Raw genomic sequence first — 16,419 nt, forward strand, 5'->3', positions numbered from 1 at the left:
GGCCCCTCTGCCGTCCCAGAGGAGAACCGCCATGTCCCGCACCCCGCACCGCGCCCTCGCCGCCCTCTCAGTGGCCGCCCTCGCCCTCACCGGCTGTTCGGTGTCCGGCTCGTCCGGCGACGGGGCGTCGTCGTCCGCCGCCGGCGCCGGCGGCGAGCCGACGACGGTGACGATCATGACGCACGACTCGTTCAACCTGCCCCAGGAGCTCGTCCAGAAGTTCGAGCAGGAGTCCGGCTACACCCTGAAGACGACGGCCCCCGGCGACGCCGGCAGCGTGGTGAACCAGCTCCTGCTGGCCAAGGATGAGCCCACCGTGGACGGCGTCTACGGCGTGGAGGACCACTCGGCGCACCGCCTCGTCCGCGAGGGCGTCGTCGCCGAATACACCCCGCAGGACCTGCCCGCCTCCGCACAGGACCGGATGGTGGAGGACCGCATGACCCCGGTGGACCAGGGCCAGGTGTGCTTCAACACGGATCCGGCATGGTTCGAGGCCCACGACGTCGAGGCCCCCACCTCGATCGACCAGCTCGACGACCCCGAGTACGCGAAGCTGACGGTCGCCACCTCCCCCGTGGCCTCCTCCCCCGGCCTGGCGCTGCTCGCGGCCACCACGGAGAAGTTCGGCGACGACGGCTGGCAGGACTGGTGGCGGGGCCTGATGGAGAACGGCGGCAAGGTCGCCGACAGCTGGTCCGACGCCTACAACTCGGACTTCTCCGGCGGCGAGGGCAAGGGCCAGTTCCCGGTGGTGCTCTCCTACTCCTCCTCCCCCGCGTTCGCCCCCGAGACCGAGGTGATCGAGGACTCCTGCACCCCGCAGGTCGAGTACGCCGGCGTGCTCGAGGGCGCGAAGAACCCCGAGGGCGCGCAGGCGTTCGTGGACTTCATGCTCACCGAGGAGGTCCAGTCCGCCCTGCCCGAGTCGATGTACATGTACCCGATCGACGAGTCGGTGCAGCTGCCCGAGGAGTGGGCGCAGAACGCGCCGCTCGTCGAGGACGCCATCACCCCGGACCCCGCCCGCATCGACGAGCGCCGCGAGGACCTGCTGAAGGAGTGGACCGCCCTGGCCGAGGCCTCCCGGCGCTGATGTCCGCGCTCACCGAGGTCGCGGCCCCCGGCACGGACCTGCCGCGCCGGCGGGCCCGCGGCCGGGGGGACGGGCTCGGCCCGTGGTGGCTGGTGGCCGCCGTCCTGCCGGTCGCCTTCCTGCTCGTCTTCTTCGCGTGGCCCGTGGCGGCCATGCTCTGGCGCGGGATCGGCGGCGACGCCGACGCGTTCACCGGCGCCGTGGACCTCACCGCCTTCGGGGAGACCCTCGCCCGCGAGCGCACGTGGCGCATCCTCGGCCAGACGCTCGGCATGGCCGCCGCCGGCACGGTGGTCTCGGTGGCGCTCGGCCTGCCGACCGCGTTCGTGCTGCACCGGCGTCGCATCCCGGGGCGGGCCGTGCTCCGCGCCCTCGTGCTCGTGCCGTTCGTGCTGCCCACGGTGGTGGTCGGCGTCGCGTTCCGCGCCCTGCTCGCCCCCGGCGGACCGCTCGGCTTCACCGGGCTGGACCAGACGACCACCGCCGTCGTGCTGGCCATGGTCTTCTTCAACGTGTCCGTGGTGGTGCGCCAGGTGGGCGCGCTGTGGAACGCGCTGGACCCGCGCCAGACCGAGGCCGCCCGCACCCTGGGCGCCTCGCCGTGGCGGGCGTTCCGCACCGTGACGCTGCCCCAGCTCGCCCCGGCGATCGCCGCGAGCGCGGCGCTGGTGTTCCTGTTCTGCGCGTCCGCGTTCGGCATCGTCCAGACGCTCGGCCGGCCCGGCTACGGCACGCTCGAGTCGGAGATCTGGGTGCAGACCTCCGTCTACCTGGACCTGCGGACCGCGGCGGTGTTCTCCGTGCTGCAGTTCGCGGTGGTGCTGGCCGCCGTCGTGGTCTCCGGCGTGACGGCGGCGCGCACCCAGCGGGCGCTGCGCCTGCGGGAGACGCCGCCGGCCCGGCTCACGCGCGCGGACGCGGTCCCGGTGGCCGTGATGCTCGCGGTGGTGGCGCTCGTGGTGGCGCCGATCCTGACGCTCGTGGTGCGCTCCTTCCACACCCGCCACGGCTGGGGGCTGGGCAACTACCGGCTGCTGGCGACGAGCGCGGGCAGCGGGTTCGTGGGCGGGTCGACGCCGGCCCAGGCGCTCGAACAGTCCCTGCGGGTGGCCGTGGACGCCACGCTCGTGACGCTCGTGGTGGCCGTGCCGCTGGCCCTGCTGCTGACCCGGCCCTTCCGCTCACGCGCGGCGCTGGCGGCCCAGCGGGCCCTCGACGGCGCCCTGCTCCTGCCGCTCGGGGTGTCCGCGGTGACCGTGGGCTTCGGCTTCGTCGTGTCCCTGCGGGCCACGTTCCCGGAGCTGGCGGCCTCGGGCGTGCTCGTGCCGCTGGCCCAGGCGGTGGTGGCGCTGCCGCTCGCGGTGCGGGCGCTCGTGCCCGTGCTCGCGGCGGTGGACCCGCGGCTGCGGGAGGCCGCACGCACCCTCGGGGCGGGCCCGTGGCGGGTGCTGGCCACGGTGGACGGCCCGTTCCTCGCCCGCGGCGTGGGCGTGGCCGCGGGCTTCGCGTTCGCGGTGTCCCTGGGCGAGTTCGGGGCCACGAGCTTCCTGGCGAGCCCGTCCGCGCCCACCCTGCCGGTGCTGATCGCCCGGCTGCTGGGCCGGCCGGGCGCGGACAACTACGGGATGGCGCTCGCGGCGGCCACGGTGCTGGCCGTGCTGAGCGCCGGGATCATGCTGGTGTGCGAGCGGCTGCGCCCCCGGGGCCCGGCCGGGGCGGGAGGTCTGTGATGACGCCGACGACGACGGGGGCCTCCCTCCGGCTGCGGGACGTGGCGATCCGCTACCCGGACGGCTCCACCCCCGTGCGGGGGACGGACCTGGACGTGGCCGCCGGGGAGATCGTGGCGCTCGTGGGCGCCTCCGGCTCGGGCAAGTCCACCATCCTGCGCGGGATCGCCGGGCTCGAGGACGTGGTGGCGGGCACAGTGGAGCTCGACGGGCGGGACGTGGCGGCGGTGCCGACGCACCGCCGGGGCGTGGGGATGGTGTTCCAGGACGGGCAGCTGTTCCCGCACCGGACCGTGGGCCGGAACGTGGCGTACGGCCTCGAGTCCGCCGGCTGGGACCGGGCCCGGCGGCGGGCACGTGTGGCCGAGCTGCTGGACCTGGTGGGCCTGACCGAGCTCACGGACCGGCCCGTGCAGCGGCTTTCCGGCGGGCAAGCCCAGCGCGTGGCGCTCGCCCGGTCGCTGGCCCCGGCCCCGCGGGTGCTCCTGCTGGACGAGCCGCTGTCCGCGCTCGACGCGGACCTGCGCCGGCGCCTGGCCGAGGACATCCGGGCGGTGCTGCGGGCGGCGGGGACGACCGGCGTCGTCGTCACCCACGATCTCGCGGAGGCCGCCGTGATGGCCGACCGCACCGTGCGCCTCGGTGCGGGGGGACGCATCGCGGCGGAGGAGGACGGCCCGGCGGTAGCCTCTCAGGCATGACCCCGCCCGCACCCCGCCCCCGGCTGACCGCCCAGGACGTGGTGGACGCCGCCGTCGGGATCCTGCAGGACTTCGGCATGGGCGACCTGTCCATGCGGCGCGTGGCCGGGGTGCTGGGCGTGCAGGCCTCCGCGCTGTACTGGCACGTGCCGGACAAGCAGTCGCTGCTGGCGCGGGTGGCGGACCGGATCGTCGCCGAGGCGGAGGAGACCGTGCGCGCCCGCCGCGTCACGGACCTGGCGGGCCGCGCCGAGGCCGCGGAGGCCGCCCTGCTGCGGCACCGGGACGGGGCGGACGTGGTGCTCTCCGCCCTCGCGCTCGGGCTGGGCGGCCTCGGCCTGCACCGTCTGCTCACCGAGGCGGCGGACACCCCGGAGGACGGGGAGCGGGCCCTGGCGCTGCTGCTGGGCACCGTGTCCCTGCGGCAGCAGCGCGCGCAGGCGCAGGCGCTCGGCGTGCCGACCGGCCCGGACGTGCAGCGGCACCGCACGGACCCGCTCTGACGCCTCGTCCGACGCGGCCGCGCGGGAGGCCGAGGAGAGGAGACCTGCCTCCTCACAGGTGCGCTCGGTAAGGTCGCCCAGAGCAGAACAGGTCGGGACGGGTCGTCCCCTTCGTCCACGGCGATCCCGCCCGACCGCCGCAGGACCAGCATGGCCCGCCGGACCCGGCTCACAGTTCCGGCGCGGTCCCCTTCGACACAGCCGGCGAAGCCATGGGAGCACGGATCAACCACCCGCGGACGGTCGTGGACCGGACGCTGCATCACGACGTCGAGCCCGCACACCCCGCGGCGCTCGTCGACGTGGGCTGGGACTTCCGTGGCCCGGGCGCCAAGGCGGAGGAGCAGCACCGCCCGCTGCGCGTGGTCCGTGCCCGCCGGCCTCGGGGCACCCCGCGGGACCGGAACGGCGTCGACCTCACGCGCACCGGCCCCGTCGTCCCCCGCCCCTCCCCGCCGCGCACCCGGATCCGCCGGGACGGCGTCCGCGTGGTGGCCAGCCCGCTGGCCATGCTGCCCGGCGTGGACCACGGCCCCGCCCTCCGCCTGGACCTGCACCCGACGACGGGGGGCATCGTCTACGTGGCCCGCGAGCTCGAGCTGCGCGAGCTCGGCGACGACGTCCGCGGCCACGTCTACACCGGGATGGTCGGCACGGCGCATCTGAGCGCCTTCTGGTCCACCGTCACGGTCGAGCTGCCGCCGGAGCGACCGGTGATCGTGCGGCTGCGCTCGGACCGGGACGCCGAGCTGCTCGCCCTGCTCGAGGTCCTCGCCCCCGTGGACACACGCGTGGTCTCCTACCGGCTCGACGAGTCCCCCGTGGGCACGCAGCGCTCCAGCTACCTGCTGCCGGACGTGGACCCGGAGACGGTCGCCCAGACGGGCGCGGCCCGGATCCCGCTCGAGGCCATCGAGGCCGCCCAGGAGGAGGAGGACGCGCTGCGCCGCTCCTCCGGCGTCTTCCTCTCCCGCCGCCGCACGGACCGCTTCCTGCGCCGCAACCTGCCCGGGGTGACCCACAGCCTCACGTTCGCCGACGAGGCGGACGTGACGGACGTGTACGTGGACGGCTCCGTGCTGCGCGGCTCCCGCATCGGCGGGGCGGCCGCCGTCGCCGGGCCGAGCATGTGGGCCGTGCAGGCCGTGCCCGGAGCCACGATGCCGCTCGAGGTGGAACTCGAGGCGCTCGTGCTGGGGCACGTGATCTGCGCGTGGGCGGGCACCCCCGGCGGCCGGGTCACCATCCACTCGGACTCGCGCGCCGCGCTGGCCATGCTCAACGCCGCCCGCCGCGAGCGGCTCACCCTCGGCGGCGCCCGGGGCGAGCGCATCCGCCGCACCCTGCGCCGTCTGCTGGCCGCCGTCGACCTGGCGCAGGCCGCGGACGTCCAAGTGGACACCACGTGGGTCAAGGGCCACGTGGGCGTGCACGGCAACGAACTGGCCGACGACCTCGCCCGGGCCGCCGCCCGCCACGCCAGCGTCGGCACCCCCGAGGGGGACCTGCCCGAGCGGATGGGGCAGCTGATCCAGCTCCGCGTCGAGGACGACGCCGCCGCCGGCTGACCCCGGCCCCGATTCCCCGTCCTCCGCCCCAGCCTCTAGGGTGGGGCTGTGGAAGCGACAGTGGAACAGATCACAGCGGCCGTCACGGCCCTCAACGACAAGTACTGGTACGTCGTGATGGCGCTGCTCTTCGTGGCCGGGGTGTGGTTCACCATCCGGACCGTGGGTGTGCAGGTGCGCATGCTCCCGGAGATGCTGCGGTCGGTGACGGCCAAGTCCCAGACCGGGTTCGAGAACGACGGCGTGAGCCCGTTCCGCGCCTTCACCATCTCGGCGGCCTCGCGCGTGGGCACCGGCAACGTGGCCGGCGTGGCGATCGCGATCGTGATCGGCGGCCCGGGCGCCGTCTTCTGGATGTGGCTGCTGGCCATCCTCGGCGGCGCCACCGCCTTCGTCGAGTCCACGCTGGCCCAGCTGTACAAGCAGAAGGGCGCGGACGGCTACTTCGGCGGGCCCGCGTACTACATCCGCGACGGTCTGGGCGCCAAGTGGCTGGCGGCCGTGTTCGCCGTCGCCATCACCGTGACCTACGGCTTCGTGTTCAACGCCGTGCAGTCCAACTCGATCTCCGAGTCCGTGCAGGCCAACTGGGGCGCGTCCTCCACCACCGCGTGGATCGTGGGCCTGGGCCTGGCCGCCCTCACCGGCCTCGTGATCTTCGGCGGCGTGCGCCGGCTCTCGGCCGTGACCAACGTGGTGGTCCCCGTGATGGCCACGTTCTACATCTTCCTGGCCCTGATCGTGATGGTCGTCAACATCACCGAGGTCCCGGGCATGATCGCGCTGATCGTGGGCCACGCCTTCGGCCTGCGCGAGGTCGCGGGCGCCGCCGTCGGCATGACGATGGTGATGCAGGGCGTGCGCCGCGGCATGTTCTCCAACGAGGCCGGCATGGGCTCCGCCCCGAACGCCGCCGCCACCGCGGCCGTCTCCCACCCGGCCAAGCAGGGCTTCGTGCAGTCCCTGGGCGTCTACTTCGACACCCTGATCGTGTGCTCAGCCACCGCGTTCATCATCCTGCTCTCCAACCCGGCCTACGGGCGCGGGGAGGCGCTCGGCATGCAGGTGACCCAGGGCGCCCTCCAGCAGGCCGTGGGCGCGTGGGCCGGCCCGGCACTGACCGTCATCATCTTCTTCCTGGCCTGGTCCTCCGTGCTGGGCAACACCTACTACGGCGAGGCCAACATCCGGTACCTGGCCGGTCGCCACGCGGGCCCGGCCATCACCGTGTTCCGCGTGCTCGTGCTGGTGTGCGTGGTCGGCGGCGCGCTCGGCTCCGTGGCGCTGGTGTGGAACCTCGCGGACACGTTCGCGGCCCTCATGGCGACCATCAACCTCGTGGCGATCATCCCGCTGGGCGGGCTGGCCGTGAAGCTGCTCCGGGACTACGAGCGCAAGCTCAAGGCGGGCATGGACCTGGGCTTCCACATCTCCGACCTGCCCGAGGCGCGGAACGTGGCCCTCTGGCGGGACGAGCCGAAGACCTCCCCGCTCCAGGACTGACGCCCCTCCCTCCCCCGCGTTTCGAGGCGGGATATCGACCCCATCCGGCTGCCGCGGGCGGCCGTGGGGTGGATATCCCGCCTCGATGCGTGAGGAGGCCCGGTCTGGACACCGCGCGGGGGCCGGCGCCTAGGTTGAGGCGCACCCGACCGGCCACGCCCGAGCGGCCGGCACGACGTCCGAGGAGGACACCATGGGCATCCTCTCCAGCCTCACCCGCACTCTCGGCGGCGGCCGCCGCGCCAGCCGACCCACCATCGGTGCGCACGTCGGCCGGCCCCCCGGCTTCGGCCGGCAGGCCCGCTCTCAGCGACGCCGCTCCAGCGGCCTGGGCGGTGCCCTCCTGGGCACGCTCGGCGGTCTGGCGCTGCGTGAGCTCTCGCGCCGCGGCGCCGGGGGCACGACGCGCGGGCGCAGCTCCGGTGCGTACCGCGGCGGCTTCGGGCCCTCGGCCCGGTCCACGGGCAGCCTCGGCACCGGCCTGCTGGGCGGGCTGCTCGGCGGGGCCCTCGCCTCCCGCGGCCGGTCCGGTGCCGCCAGCCGACGCACGGCGGGCGGACGCCGGACCGTGGGCGGCGGCTTCTGACCGCTGCGCGGGCGCGGAGTCGCCGCTGAACACCATCACCGCGGAGCGGACACGGCACGGGGCGGGCACCGACGGATCGGTGCCCGCCCCGTGGTCGTGGTGGGCCGGTGGCGTGCCCCAGGCGTCTGCGTCCCGGCTCAGCCGAGGCCGGCGACGCGGCCCAGGATGAACAGCAGGACGCCGATGACCACGAGGGCGATGATCAGCCCGAGCACGATCTTGCCCGCCGAGCGCTCGCCGGTCTGCTCCACGTCCATGCCCGGGTTGTCCGGGCCGACGCCCGCACCCTCGGCTGGGGGCGTGTCGCCGTCGAACGCGACGCCGGAGGTCTCGTCCGTCGCCTCGCGTGCGCGCCGGGCGTCCTGGGGGTCGGGGGTGTGCGGGGTGGCCATGGCCGGCTCCTCTCGTCTCAGCGGCACGGGTGCGCGCCGCTGGCCCTCACGGTAGGCCCGGGGCAGGGGGTCCTGACCAGGGCGAGGCGACGCCCGCCCCAGCGCTTTCGTGGCGGAAACGGCGCGCCCCGAGCCGCTTTCGTTGACGAAACGGCGCCCTCCGCCACGCCCGCGCCGCCGCGACGGATCCCGTCACACTCTTGATCGTTGGACGTCCAAGCAATAGCGTGATCGGCGTCACGTTCCCGCCGTCCGGAGGAGCCCCCATGCCCGAGGCCTACATCATCGACGCCGTCCGCACCCCCGTGGGTCGCCGAGGGAAGGGGCTCGCCGGCGTGCATCCCCTCGATCTGGCGGCCGCGCCGCTGCGCGAGCTCGTTGCCCGCCAGAACATCGACTCGGCCGAGTACGACGAGGTCATCCTCGGCTGCATCGACCAGCTCGGCCCGCAGGCCATGGACGTGGCGCGCAACGCCTGGCTCGCGGCCGGGCTCTCCGAGGACGTCCCCGGCACCACGGTCGAACGCCAGTGCGGCTCCGGCCAGCAGGCGGTCCACTACGCCGCGCAGGCCGTCATGAGCGGGACGGCGGACCTCGTCGTCGCCGGTGGCGTGCAGTCCATGAGCGCGATCCCGCTCTCCCGGTCCAACACGGCCGCCCGCGAGCTCGGCTTCCCCGACCCGTTCACCGGCTCCGAGTCCTGGGCCGCCCGCTACGGGGACGAGGAGATCTCCCAGTTCCGCGGGGCCGAGATGATGGCCCGGCACTGGAACCTGGACCGGGACACCCTGGAGGAGTTCGCGGTGCGCTCCCACGAGCGCGCGCTCGCCGCGCAGACCGACGGTCGCTTCGACCGCGAGATCCTGCCCGTCGCCGGCCTCACCGCGGACGAGGGGCCGCGCACCCCGGACGCCGCGAAGATCGCCTCGCTCGACCCGATCGTCCCCGGCGGGCTGCACACCGCCGCCACCGCCTCCCAGATGTCCGACGGCGCGGCCGCCCTCCTGCTCGCCTCCGAGGAGGCCGTGCGCCGCCACGGCCTCACCCCGCGAGCCCGCATCCACCACCTCTCCGCCCGCGGCGCCGACCCCGTCATGATGCTCTCCGCCCCGATCCCGGCGACGGCGTACGCGCTCGACCGCATGGGCCTGACCATCGACGACATGGACCTCGTGGAGATCAACGAGGCGTTCGCCGCCGTCGTGCTGGCCTGGCTGACCGAGACCGGCGCGGACCCGGCGAAGGTCAACGTCAACGGCGGGGCGATCGCCCTGGGCCACCCCATCGGCGCCACCGGCGCCCGCCTGATGACCTCGCTGCTGCACGAGCTCGAGCGCAGCGGCGGCCGCTATGGCCTGCAGACCATGTGCGAGGGCGGCGGCCAGGCCAACGTCACCGTGATCGAGCGTCTCTGACCCATCCCCCGGAGGTTTCCATGCCAGGCCAGATCACCCACCCCACCGACGCCGGCCACCTCTCCCCCGCCCCGGAGGACACGATCGGCCGCGTGTTCGCACGCGCGGTCGCCCGTTCCCCGCAGGCCGTCGCCCTGCGCTTCGAGGACCGCGACTGGACCTACGCCCAGCTCCGGGACGGAGCGCACCGCGTGGCCCGCCGCCTCCAGGACACCGGCCTGCCGGCCGGCACCCGGGTGGCCGCCTATGCCACCAACTCGGACGCCTACGCGCTGCTCTTCCTCGCCTGCGTCACGGCCGGCTACGTGCACGTGCCCGTGAACTTCGCGCTCAAGGGCGGCGAGCTCGCCCACGCCCTCGAGGACTCCGGCGCGGAGCTGCTCGTGGCCGACGCCGGCATGCTCGAGCGGGTCGACCAGGTCCGGGCCGAGGGCCGCGCGTCGGCTCTGCGGCACGTGTGGACCATGCTCCCCGCCGGCCACGCCGAGCCCTCCGTGCTGGAGACCGCCCAGGACGAGACGTTGGACGCCGCCGCCCCGGAGGCGGAGGTGTCGGCCACCGACCTGGCCCAGCTGCTCTACACCTCCGGCACCACCTCCACCCCCAAGGGCGCCATGATGTCCCACCGGGCGCTCGTGGCGGAGTACCTCTCCTCGATCATCGCGCTGGACTTCACGGCCGAGGACCGCCCCCTCGTGGCCATGCCGCTGTACCACTCGGCCGCGATGCACGTGTTCCTGCTCCCCTACCTGAGCCTCGGCGCCACGGTGCGCCTGCTGCCCGCCCCGGACATCCCCCGGATGCTCGAGCTCGTGGAGACCGAGCACATCGGCTCCCTGTTCCTGGCGCCCACCGTCTGGGTGCCGCTGGCGAACCACCCGGACCTGGCCACGCGCGACCTCTCCTCGCTGCGCAAGGCCCAGTACGGCGCCTCGATCATGCCGGTGACCGTGCTGCAGCGCCTGCGCCAGAGCCAGCCGGGCATCGGCTTCTACAACTGCTTCGGCCAGTCCGAGCTGGGCCCGCTGTGCACCGTGCTGCGCCCCGAGGAGCACGACGCGCGGCCGGCCTCGTGCGGCCGCCCCGTGTTCCACGTGGAGGCGCGGGTGATGACGGCCGACGGCGCCCCCGCCGCGCCCGGCGAGCCCGGCGAGATCCAGTACCGTTCGCCGCAGCTGCTCTCCGGCTACTGGAACCGCCCGGATGCCACCGCGGACGCGTTCACCGACGACGGCTGGTTCCGCTCCGGCGACCAGGTCACCCAGGACGCGGCCGGCTACATCCAGGTGGTGGACCGCATCAAGGACGTCATCAACACGGGCGGCGTGCTGGTCGCCCCGCGCGAGGTCGAGGACGCGATCTACGAGCTCGACGAGGTGGCCGAGGTCGCCGTCATCGGCCTGCCGGACGAGCGGTGGATCGAGGCGGTGACCGCCGTCATCGTGCTCAAGGAGGGGGCCGAGCTGACCGCGGAGACCGTGCGCGCCCACGTGAAGGAGCGGCTGGCGGGCTTCAAGGTGCCCAAGCGCGTGGACTTCGTGGCGGAGCTGCCGCGGAACCAGTCGGGCAAGCTCCTCAAGCGCGCGCTGCGCGCCGAGCGGACGCAGGAGGCCCGGTGACGCGCGGGCAGAAGCCGACCTACGACGTCGTCACGCCCCTGGACGTGGACTACCTGGACGCGTTCGGTGAGGCCACGGACGAGGACCGCGCGCACTGGGACCGCGCCCGCGCCTACGGGCGGGAGGTGCTCGAGCGGATCGACGGGCACTGGGACCGGGCGGAATACCCGTTGGACCTGGTGGCGCGGGCGGGCGAGCTGGACCTGCTCACCGATGGGCTGGAGGTGCCGGGGCACGCGGTGATGTCCCCGCTGGCCGCGGGCCTGGTGGCGATGGAGATCTCCCGGGCGGACGGATCCATGGCGGCCGCGGCGGCGGTGCAGGGCGGGCTCGTGCTGCGTGCCCTGGTGCACTGCGCCAGTGCGGAGCAGAAGGAGCGGTACCTCGAGCCGGTGGCGCGCGGCACGCTGCCGGGCGGGTTCGCGCTCACGGAGCCGCTGCACGGCTCGGACTCGGTGTCCCTCGAGACGTCCGCGCGGCCCGACGGCGCCGGCGGCTGGGTGCTGAACGGCGCCAAGAAGTGGATCGGCAACGGGGCCGCCGGTGGCATCACGATCGTGTGGGCGCGCGACACCGAGGACGGCCAGGTCAAGGGGTTCGTGGTGGAGCAGTCCACGCCCGGCTACGAGGCCGAGGTGATCACGGGCAAGGGCGCGCTGCGGGCCATCCACCAGGCGGAGATCACGCTGACCGACGTGCGGGTCGGCGACGACGCGCGGCTGCCGGGCGTGGCGACGTTCAAGGACGCCGCGCGCGTGCTGGTGGCCACCCGCGTGAACGTGGGCTGGTCCGCGCTGGGCCACGCGACCGCCATGTTCGAGGCCGCGCTGGCCTACGCCCGGCAGCGCGAGCAGTTCGGCAAGCCGCTGGGAGCGCACCAGATGGTGCAGGAACGGCTGGCGCAGATGCTGGACGAGGTGACCGCGATGCAGACCCGCTGCGTGGCCGTGGCCCGCCTGCAGGCGGCCGGGCGACTGCGCGACGAGCAGGCCTCCCTGCTGAAGTACGCCTGCACCCGGGGCGCGCGCCGGGTGGCGCAGATCGCCCGGGACATGCTCGGCGGCAACGGCATCCTCCTCGAGCACCGGGTGATGCGGCACTTCGCCGACGTCGAGGCGCTGCACACCTACGAGGGCACCGAGTCCGTGCAGGCGTTGATCCTCGGCCGGGACCTGACCGGGATGAGCGCATTCGCGTGAGCGCCTCCCTCAGGGCGCGGAGACGACCCCCACGCCCACCCGGGGCAGGCTGCGGTCCACGACCAGCTCCAGCCGACGTTCGTGGAACCGTGCGCCGAGCAGCTCCTCGAGGTCCTCGACGAGGTGCACCGTGATGGTCTCGATGACCGCCGCGGTGTCCTCTCCGTCCCGCAGGATGCAGTCCACCTCCAGCGCGGGGGCGGAGGGGGTGCCGGTGATGGCGAACCTGGCCTCAGCGACCTCGGGGAACACGGTGACGGCCCGCGCGGCACTCATGGCCAGGCGGGCGCAGCGCTGACGGAAGGCGGCGGGCTGCGGCGCCGGGGACTCGAGGACGGGCGGGACGGCGGACAGGGTCCGCCCCATGGCCTGGGGGGCCTCCAGCGTTGCTGTCATGACATTCCTCTCGCCGCGGCCCGGGCGCCCCCTCACAGAGATCGCCGTGACCTGGAAAATGTTAGTCTTACTATGCGTTAGGAAGACTAACCAAATTTTCGGGGTGACGTGAACAGGGAGGTTCAAGAGCGCATGGGTGAGGAGCACACCACGCTGACCAGCACGGATGGCGAACCGACGTCGGGCTACTGGTACACCCGCGGCGCCCGCGAGATCGAACCTGTGGACGTGCTCAACCTGCTGCGACGCTACCGGGAGGCCGAACGGCGCATGCGCGCCCGCACCCGGGACAGCATGGGGATGGGAGAGACCCACCTGTCAGCCCTGCGTTACCTGCTGCGGGCCGACCGACGCGGCCACAAGGTCCGTCAGCGGGATCTGGCCAGCGCCCTGGAGATCACCCCGGCCTCCGCCAGCGCCCTGGTGGACCGACTGGTCCGAGACGGCTACGCCCGACGGGCGCCCCACCCACAGGACCGCCGATCCGTGGTGGTGGAGCCGACGGCCAAGACGGACCACGAGGTCCGCGCCACCCTGGGCGCCATGCACCGCAGTATGCTCGCCGCGGTGGAGGGCCTCACCCCGGCCGAGCTCGCCGGCGCGGCCGCGTTCCTGCGGGCCCTGATCCGCAGCGTGGAGGAGCATGACGAGGACGTGGCGGACCAGCCCGCGTGAGGAACAGACTCAGCGGAACAGGTCCCAGACGCTGAACGTGGTGCGCTTGTAGACCGCGTTGTAGGCGGCGCGCTTCGGATCGCGCACCCACCCCATGCCCGGCCGGCCGTCCTCGCGGCCGGCACCCGTGCACCGCACCCGCCAACCCCAGGAGCTGACATGAGCACCGCACCCACCCCTTCTTCCTCCGACGACGCCCCCGCCGTCCTCGTCGAGACGCGGCCCGGCGTCGTGCGGCTGACGCTGAACCGGCCCGCGAAGGGCAACGCGCTCGGACTGACGATGGCGCGCGAGGTGCTCGCGGCGATCGCCGCGGCCGAGGCGGACGAGTCCGTGCACGTGCTCACGCTGACCGGCGCGGGACGGATCTTCTGCGGTGGCGGGGACGTCCAGGCCATGGCCGCCGCGCCTGCCGGGCCGGAGCGGCGCGCGATGATCCAGGAGCTCGGCGAGGCGGCGGGCGAGGTCGCGGTGGCGCTCACAGGCTCTCGCCTGCTGGTGTGTCAAGGGCCATTGAGTTCTGCCCATAGGCGGCCAGTGTTTCTTCCCGCTGGTGGCCATCAGAACTGCCCACTGGTGGCCAGCTGGTTTGCCCGTTTGGGTGGTGGTGCTGGCCACCGTGATGGGATCAGTTCAGTGGCATGACTCCCTTCCCGGCCATTGCCTGGGTCATCCGTACGGAGTCTCCGGTGGTCTGGCACACGTGGGCGTGGTGCAGGAGCCGGTCCACGGTGGCGGTGGCCAGGGTCTTGGGCATCAGCTCGTCGAAGCCGGCCGGGTGCAGGTTCGAGCTGATCGCTACGGAGCGTTTCTCGTAGGCGGCGTCCACGATGCGGTAGAGGCCCTCGGCGGCATCGTCGGCGACCGGCAGCAGGCCGATGTCGTCGATGACGATCAGGTCGGCGCGCAGGATTCGGGCGACGGCTTTGGTGATGGTGTCATCGGGCCGGTGGGCCCGGATCATCGCCCCGAGGTCCTCCAGGGTGAACCAGGCCACCCGCTTGCCCTCCTCCACGGCCTGCTGGCCCAGGGCCTCGAGGAAGAAGGTCTTGCCGGTGCCGGAGGGCCCGCAGACCACGAGGTTCTCTCTGCGCGAGAGCCATTCCAGGGTGCGCAGGGACTGCTGGGTCGGGGCCGGGATCGAGGAGGCGCCCGGATCCCAGGTCGTGAAGGTCTTGCCGGTGGGGAACCCGGCGGCCTTGCGCCGGGCGGCGAGCATGGATCGGGCCCGACCGGTGGTCTCCTCGACCAGCAGGGCCTTGAGGACCTCGGCCGGCTCCCAGCGTTGGGCCCGGGCGGTGGCCAGTACCTCGGCGGCGATACCGCGGGCGTGGGGCATCTTCAGCTGCCGCAACAGCGCCTCCAAATCGGCCGGCAGCGCCGGTGCGGCGGTGTTCGGGGTGTGGATGCTCACCGGGCTGCCCCCTCGGTGTTGGAGGTACCGAGGCCGGCCCAGCCGGCGGTGCCCTGGGTCAGGGACCGTTCCTCGGTGGCGGTGTGCATCCCGGTGCGGTGGCCGGCGGCGGTGAGCAGGGAGGCCAGGTCGCCGTGGGCGAAGCGCTGGTGCACCGCGGCCACCCCGAGGGCGCGGTCGACCTGGTCGGTGCCGGCGAGCTTGGCCAGGGTGACGGCCTCGGCCATCTTCTGACCGATCCGGCTGGTGCCGGCCGCGGCGGCCTCCACCAGCCAGGTCCTCGCTCCGGCCCCGATGGCCAGGAACTCGGCCTCCGCCGCCGAACGGGGCACCGGGGTGTAGTCCCCGGGCACCTTGTCCGTCTCGTGGCCGGGGAAGTGCGCGTCGTCGATGGCCGGGGACCCGGGCCGGGCCACCCGGTGCCGGGCGACCTCCACCGGCCCCTGCGCACCGGCGTGCATGATCACCACCATCGAGTCCGGTCCGGTGCCGTGATGGCGCACGAACACCTCGGCCCCGAGCAGGTGCGCGGGCACCGAGTACTGGGCGTTTTCGAAGGAGACCATCGGCGTGTTCTCCGGCACCTTCCGTCCCACCCCGTAGGCCACGGTGTGCGCCGTGGCGGGGATCCGATGCAACGCGCTGGTCTCCTCGGCGAGCATGTGGTCCGGGCGGCGCCGGGTCACCCGGTGCTCCCGGGAGTTCACCATGGCCATGAACCCCGCGCAGGCGGCCTCGAGCTCAGCGAACGAGGCGTACTGGTCCCGCAGGTTGGTGTCCTTCGGGACCAGGTCGGCCTTGGCCAGCTTCACCGCGTTCTCCACCCCGCCCTTGGCGGCCGGATCCGCTGGCTGGCAGGTCAGCACCTCCACGCCGTAATGCCGAGCGAACGCCACGGTGGCCTGGTTACGCACCGGCACCCCGGCCACATGAGAGACCGTCACTGTCTTCTCGTTATCCGTCAGCACATAGGTCGGCGCGCCCCCGATCAGCCGGAAGCACCGGTCCAGGGCGGCGAACACACTCGGAGCCGTCCTATCACGCAGGGCGATGACGATCCGGTAGCGGGACCAGGCCAGCCAGGCCACGAACAGCACCGTCTTGGCCCCGTCGATCGCCGGCCCATCGCCGAAGTCGTACTGCAGCCATGCGCCCGGCTCGGTGATCCAGGGCCGGTGCACCCGGCGCTTCCCGGCCCGCCAGGCGGCCTTCACCTCGGCCACCGCCCGCCGGGTGGAGCGCTCAGAGCCGGTGTAGCCCATTGCGGTGAGCTTGGCGTGCACGACATCGGCGCGGATCCTGCCCGTGGAGGCCTCGACCCATTCCTCGATCTTGGGCAGCCAGACATCGGTGACCTTCGGGCGGCTGGCTCCGGATCCAGGGGTCTGGCCGGCGTCGCGGGCCCGCACCAGCCGGGCCACGGTGTGATGGGAGCAACCGGCCAGCTCGGCGGCGCCCCGCAATGACTTGGTCAGGTCATAGGCACTGAGTATTTTCATGGTTTCTGCGGCATCCTTCATTCAGGGCCTCTTCCTCGCTGGATTCGATTCGACACCGATATCCAACCCGGGGAGGAGGCCCCCGCCGGCTCACGACGCGGCGGGCAACGAGCAACGCGGGCA

Annotated in this window: 17 protein-coding genes; 12 read left to right on the plus strand and 5 right to left on the minus strand. The window is 73.6% G+C overall.

The features are described from left to right. Positions 1–31 precede the first annotated feature (31 nt). The 7 genes from AC0VX0_RS09775 (at position 32) to AC0VX0_RS09805 (ending at position 7,687) form a co-directional block, all read left to right on the plus strand. Positions 32–1,096, plus strand: a complete 1,065-nt coding sequence (locus AC0VX0_RS09775) for a thiamine ABC transporter substrate-binding protein (RefSeq protein ID WP_070709257.1) — start codon at positions 32–34, stop codon at positions 1,094–1,096. Continuing rightward, positions 1,096–2,826: an ABC transporter permease gene (locus AC0VX0_RS09780; protein WP_113913858.1), complete on the plus strand. Its 1,731-nt coding sequence runs from the start codon at positions 1,096–1,098 to the stop codon at positions 2,824–2,826. Before AC0VX0_RS09775 ends, AC0VX0_RS09780 begins: the two co-directional genes overlap by 1 nt. After that, positions 2,826–3,527, plus strand: coding sequence for an ABC transporter ATP-binding protein (locus tag AC0VX0_RS09785; protein WP_036316162.1), 702 nt, complete (start codon positions 2,826–2,828; stop codon positions 3,525–3,527). The genes AC0VX0_RS09780 and AC0VX0_RS09785 overlap by 1 nt, the downstream gene beginning before the upstream one ends. Beyond that, positions 3,524–4,030, plus strand: coding sequence for a TetR family transcriptional regulator (locus AC0VX0_RS09790; protein WP_002857997.1), 507 nt, complete (start codon positions 3,524–3,526; stop codon positions 4,028–4,030). The genes AC0VX0_RS09785 and AC0VX0_RS09790 overlap by 4 nt, the downstream gene beginning before the upstream one ends. A gap of 212 nt (positions 4,031–4,242) precedes the next feature. Beyond that, complete coding sequence (locus AC0VX0_RS09795; RefSeq protein ID WP_144862017.1) at positions 4,243–5,598, plus strand: RNase H family protein; 1,356 nt, start codon at positions 4,243–4,245, stop codon at positions 5,596–5,598. A 60-nt stretch (positions 5,599–5,658) separates the two neighbouring features. Further along, positions 5,659–7,101: an alanine/glycine:cation symporter family protein gene (locus AC0VX0_RS09800; RefSeq protein WP_102708528.1), complete on the plus strand. Its 1,443-nt coding sequence runs from the start codon at positions 5,659–5,661 to the stop codon at positions 7,099–7,101. Positions 7,102–7,294: 193 nt separating this feature from the next. Further along, positions 7,295–7,687, plus strand: coding sequence for a hypothetical protein (locus AC0VX0_RS09805; protein WP_101966113.1), 393 nt, complete (start codon positions 7,295–7,297; stop codon positions 7,685–7,687). Positions 7,688–7,824: 137 nt separating this feature from the next. Here the strand turns inward: AC0VX0_RS09805 and AC0VX0_RS09810 are convergent, their stop codons facing one another. Further along, positions 7,825–8,079 carry a DUF6480 family protein gene (locus AC0VX0_RS09810; RefSeq protein ID WP_010080161.1) on the minus strand — a complete coding sequence of 85 codons (255 nt, stop codon included), beginning with the start codon at positions 8,077–8,079 and terminating at the stop codon, positions 7,825–7,827. 266 nt (positions 8,080–8,345) lie between these two features. Between AC0VX0_RS09810 and AC0VX0_RS09815 the strand changes: the two genes are divergently transcribed. From AC0VX0_RS09815 to AC0VX0_RS09825, 3 genes are read left to right on the plus strand one after another with little or no spacing between them, the layout of a single operon-like run. Further along, entirely contained in the window at positions 8,346–9,494 is a 1,149-nt protein-coding gene (locus AC0VX0_RS09815) for an acetyl-CoA C-acetyltransferase (protein WP_101966114.1), read from the plus strand. A 20-nt stretch (positions 9,495–9,514) separates the two neighbouring features. Further along, positions 9,515–11,113 (plus strand): fatty acyl-CoA synthetase, encoded by a 1,599-nt coding sequence (locus AC0VX0_RS09820; RefSeq protein ID WP_102708527.1) that lies wholly within the window; start codon positions 9,515–9,517, stop codon positions 11,111–11,113. Next, a complete protein-coding gene (locus AC0VX0_RS09825; RefSeq protein ID WP_100057877.1) occupies positions 11,110–12,312 on the plus strand; it encodes an acyl-CoA dehydrogenase family protein in 1,203 nt (400 codons plus the stop codon). The genes AC0VX0_RS09820 and AC0VX0_RS09825 overlap by 4 nt, the downstream gene beginning before the upstream one ends. 9 nt (positions 12,313–12,321) lie before the next feature. Here the strand turns inward: AC0VX0_RS09825 and AC0VX0_RS09830 are convergent, their stop codons facing one another. Continuing rightward, positions 12,322–12,708 (minus strand): hypothetical protein, encoded by a 387-nt coding sequence (locus AC0VX0_RS09830; RefSeq protein WP_095694970.1) that lies wholly within the window; start codon positions 12,706–12,708, stop codon positions 12,322–12,324. Between the two features lie 132 nt (positions 12,709–12,840). Between AC0VX0_RS09830 and AC0VX0_RS09835 the strand changes: the two genes are divergently transcribed. Beyond that, complete coding sequence (locus AC0VX0_RS09835; protein WP_336630122.1) at positions 12,841–13,383, plus strand: MarR family winged helix-turn-helix transcriptional regulator; 543 nt, start codon at positions 12,841–12,843, stop codon at positions 13,381–13,383. Between the two features lie 9 nt (positions 13,384–13,392). Here AC0VX0_RS09835 and AC0VX0_RS09840 read toward each other — a convergent pair whose 3' ends face one another. Then, entirely contained in the window at positions 13,393–13,521 is a 129-nt protein-coding gene (locus AC0VX0_RS09840; RefSeq protein ID WP_255351296.1) for a hypothetical protein, read from the minus strand. A gap of 21 nt (positions 13,522–13,542) precedes the next feature. Here AC0VX0_RS09840 and AC0VX0_RS09845 point away from each other — a divergent pair, with 21 nt between their 5' ends. Further along, a complete protein-coding gene (locus AC0VX0_RS09845; RefSeq protein ID WP_396719674.1) occupies positions 13,543–14,028 on the plus strand; it encodes an enoyl-CoA hydratase/isomerase family protein in 486 nt (161 codons plus the stop codon). Here the strand turns inward: AC0VX0_RS09845 and istB are convergent. Together istB and AC0VX0_RS09855 are read right to left on the minus strand one after the other, a co-directional pair. Then, positions 14,012–14,797 carry an IS21-like element helper ATPase IstB gene (istB, locus tag AC0VX0_RS09850; protein ID WP_010078636.1) on the minus strand — a complete coding sequence of 262 codons (786 nt, stop codon included), beginning with the start codon at positions 14,795–14,797 and terminating at the stop codon, positions 14,012–14,014. The genes AC0VX0_RS09845 and istB overlap by 17 nt on opposite strands. Beyond that, positions 14,794–16,317, minus strand: coding sequence for an IS21-like element ISMlu14 family transposase (locus AC0VX0_RS09855; protein WP_031943827.1), 1,524 nt, complete (start codon positions 16,315–16,317; stop codon positions 14,794–14,796). Before AC0VX0_RS09855 ends, istB begins: the two co-directional genes overlap by 4 nt. Positions 16,318–16,419: the final 102 nt, after the last annotated feature.

The organism is Micrococcus sp. iso_26 (assembly GCF_056172975.1).

Excerpts from the sequence above, each read along its gene's own strand:
- AC0VX0_RS09775 (WP_070709257.1), top strand. The coding sequence starts at position 32 with ATGTCCCGCACCCCGCACCGCGCCCTCGCCGCCCTCTCAGTGGCCGCC.
- AC0VX0_RS09780 (WP_113913858.1), top strand. The coding sequence starts at position 1,096 with ATGTCCGCGCTCACCGAGGTCGCGGCCCCCGGCACGGACCTGCCGCGC.
- AC0VX0_RS09785 (WP_036316162.1), top strand. The coding sequence starts at position 2,826 with ATGACGCCGACGACGACGGGGGCCTCCCTCCGGCTGCGGGACGTGGCG.
- AC0VX0_RS09790 (WP_002857997.1), top strand. The coding sequence starts at position 3,524 with ATGACCCCGCCCGCACCCCGCCCCCGGCTGACCGCCCAGGACGTGGTG.
- AC0VX0_RS09795 (WP_144862017.1), top strand. The coding sequence starts at position 4,243 with ATGGGAGCACGGATCAACCACCCGCGGACGGTCGTGGACCGGACGCTG.
- AC0VX0_RS09805 (WP_101966113.1), top strand. The coding sequence starts at position 7,295 with ATGGGCATCCTCTCCAGCCTCACCCGCACTCTCGGCGGCGGCCGCCGC.
- AC0VX0_RS09810 (WP_010080161.1), bottom strand. The coding sequence starts at position 8,079 with ATGGCCACCCCGCACACCCCCGACCCCCAGGACGCCCGGCGCGCACGC.
- AC0VX0_RS09815 (WP_101966114.1), top strand. The coding sequence starts at position 8,346 with ATGCCCGAGGCCTACATCATCGACGCCGTCCGCACCCCCGTGGGTCGC.
- AC0VX0_RS09820 (WP_102708527.1), top strand. The coding sequence starts at position 9,515 with ATGCCAGGCCAGATCACCCACCCCACCGACGCCGGCCACCTCTCCCCC.
- AC0VX0_RS09830 (WP_095694970.1), bottom strand. The coding sequence starts at position 12,708 with ATGACAGCAACGCTGGAGGCCCCCCAGGCCATGGGGCGGACCCTGTCC.
- AC0VX0_RS09835 (WP_336630122.1), top strand. The coding sequence starts at position 12,841 with ATGGGTGAGGAGCACACCACGCTGACCAGCACGGATGGCGAACCGACG.
- AC0VX0_RS09845 (WP_396719674.1), top strand. The coding sequence starts at position 13,543 with ATGAGCACCGCACCCACCCCTTCTTCCTCCGACGACGCCCCCGCCGTC.
- AC0VX0_RS09855 (WP_031943827.1), bottom strand. The coding sequence starts at position 16,317 with ATGAAGGATGCCGCAGAAACCATGAAAATACTCAGTGCCTATGACCTG.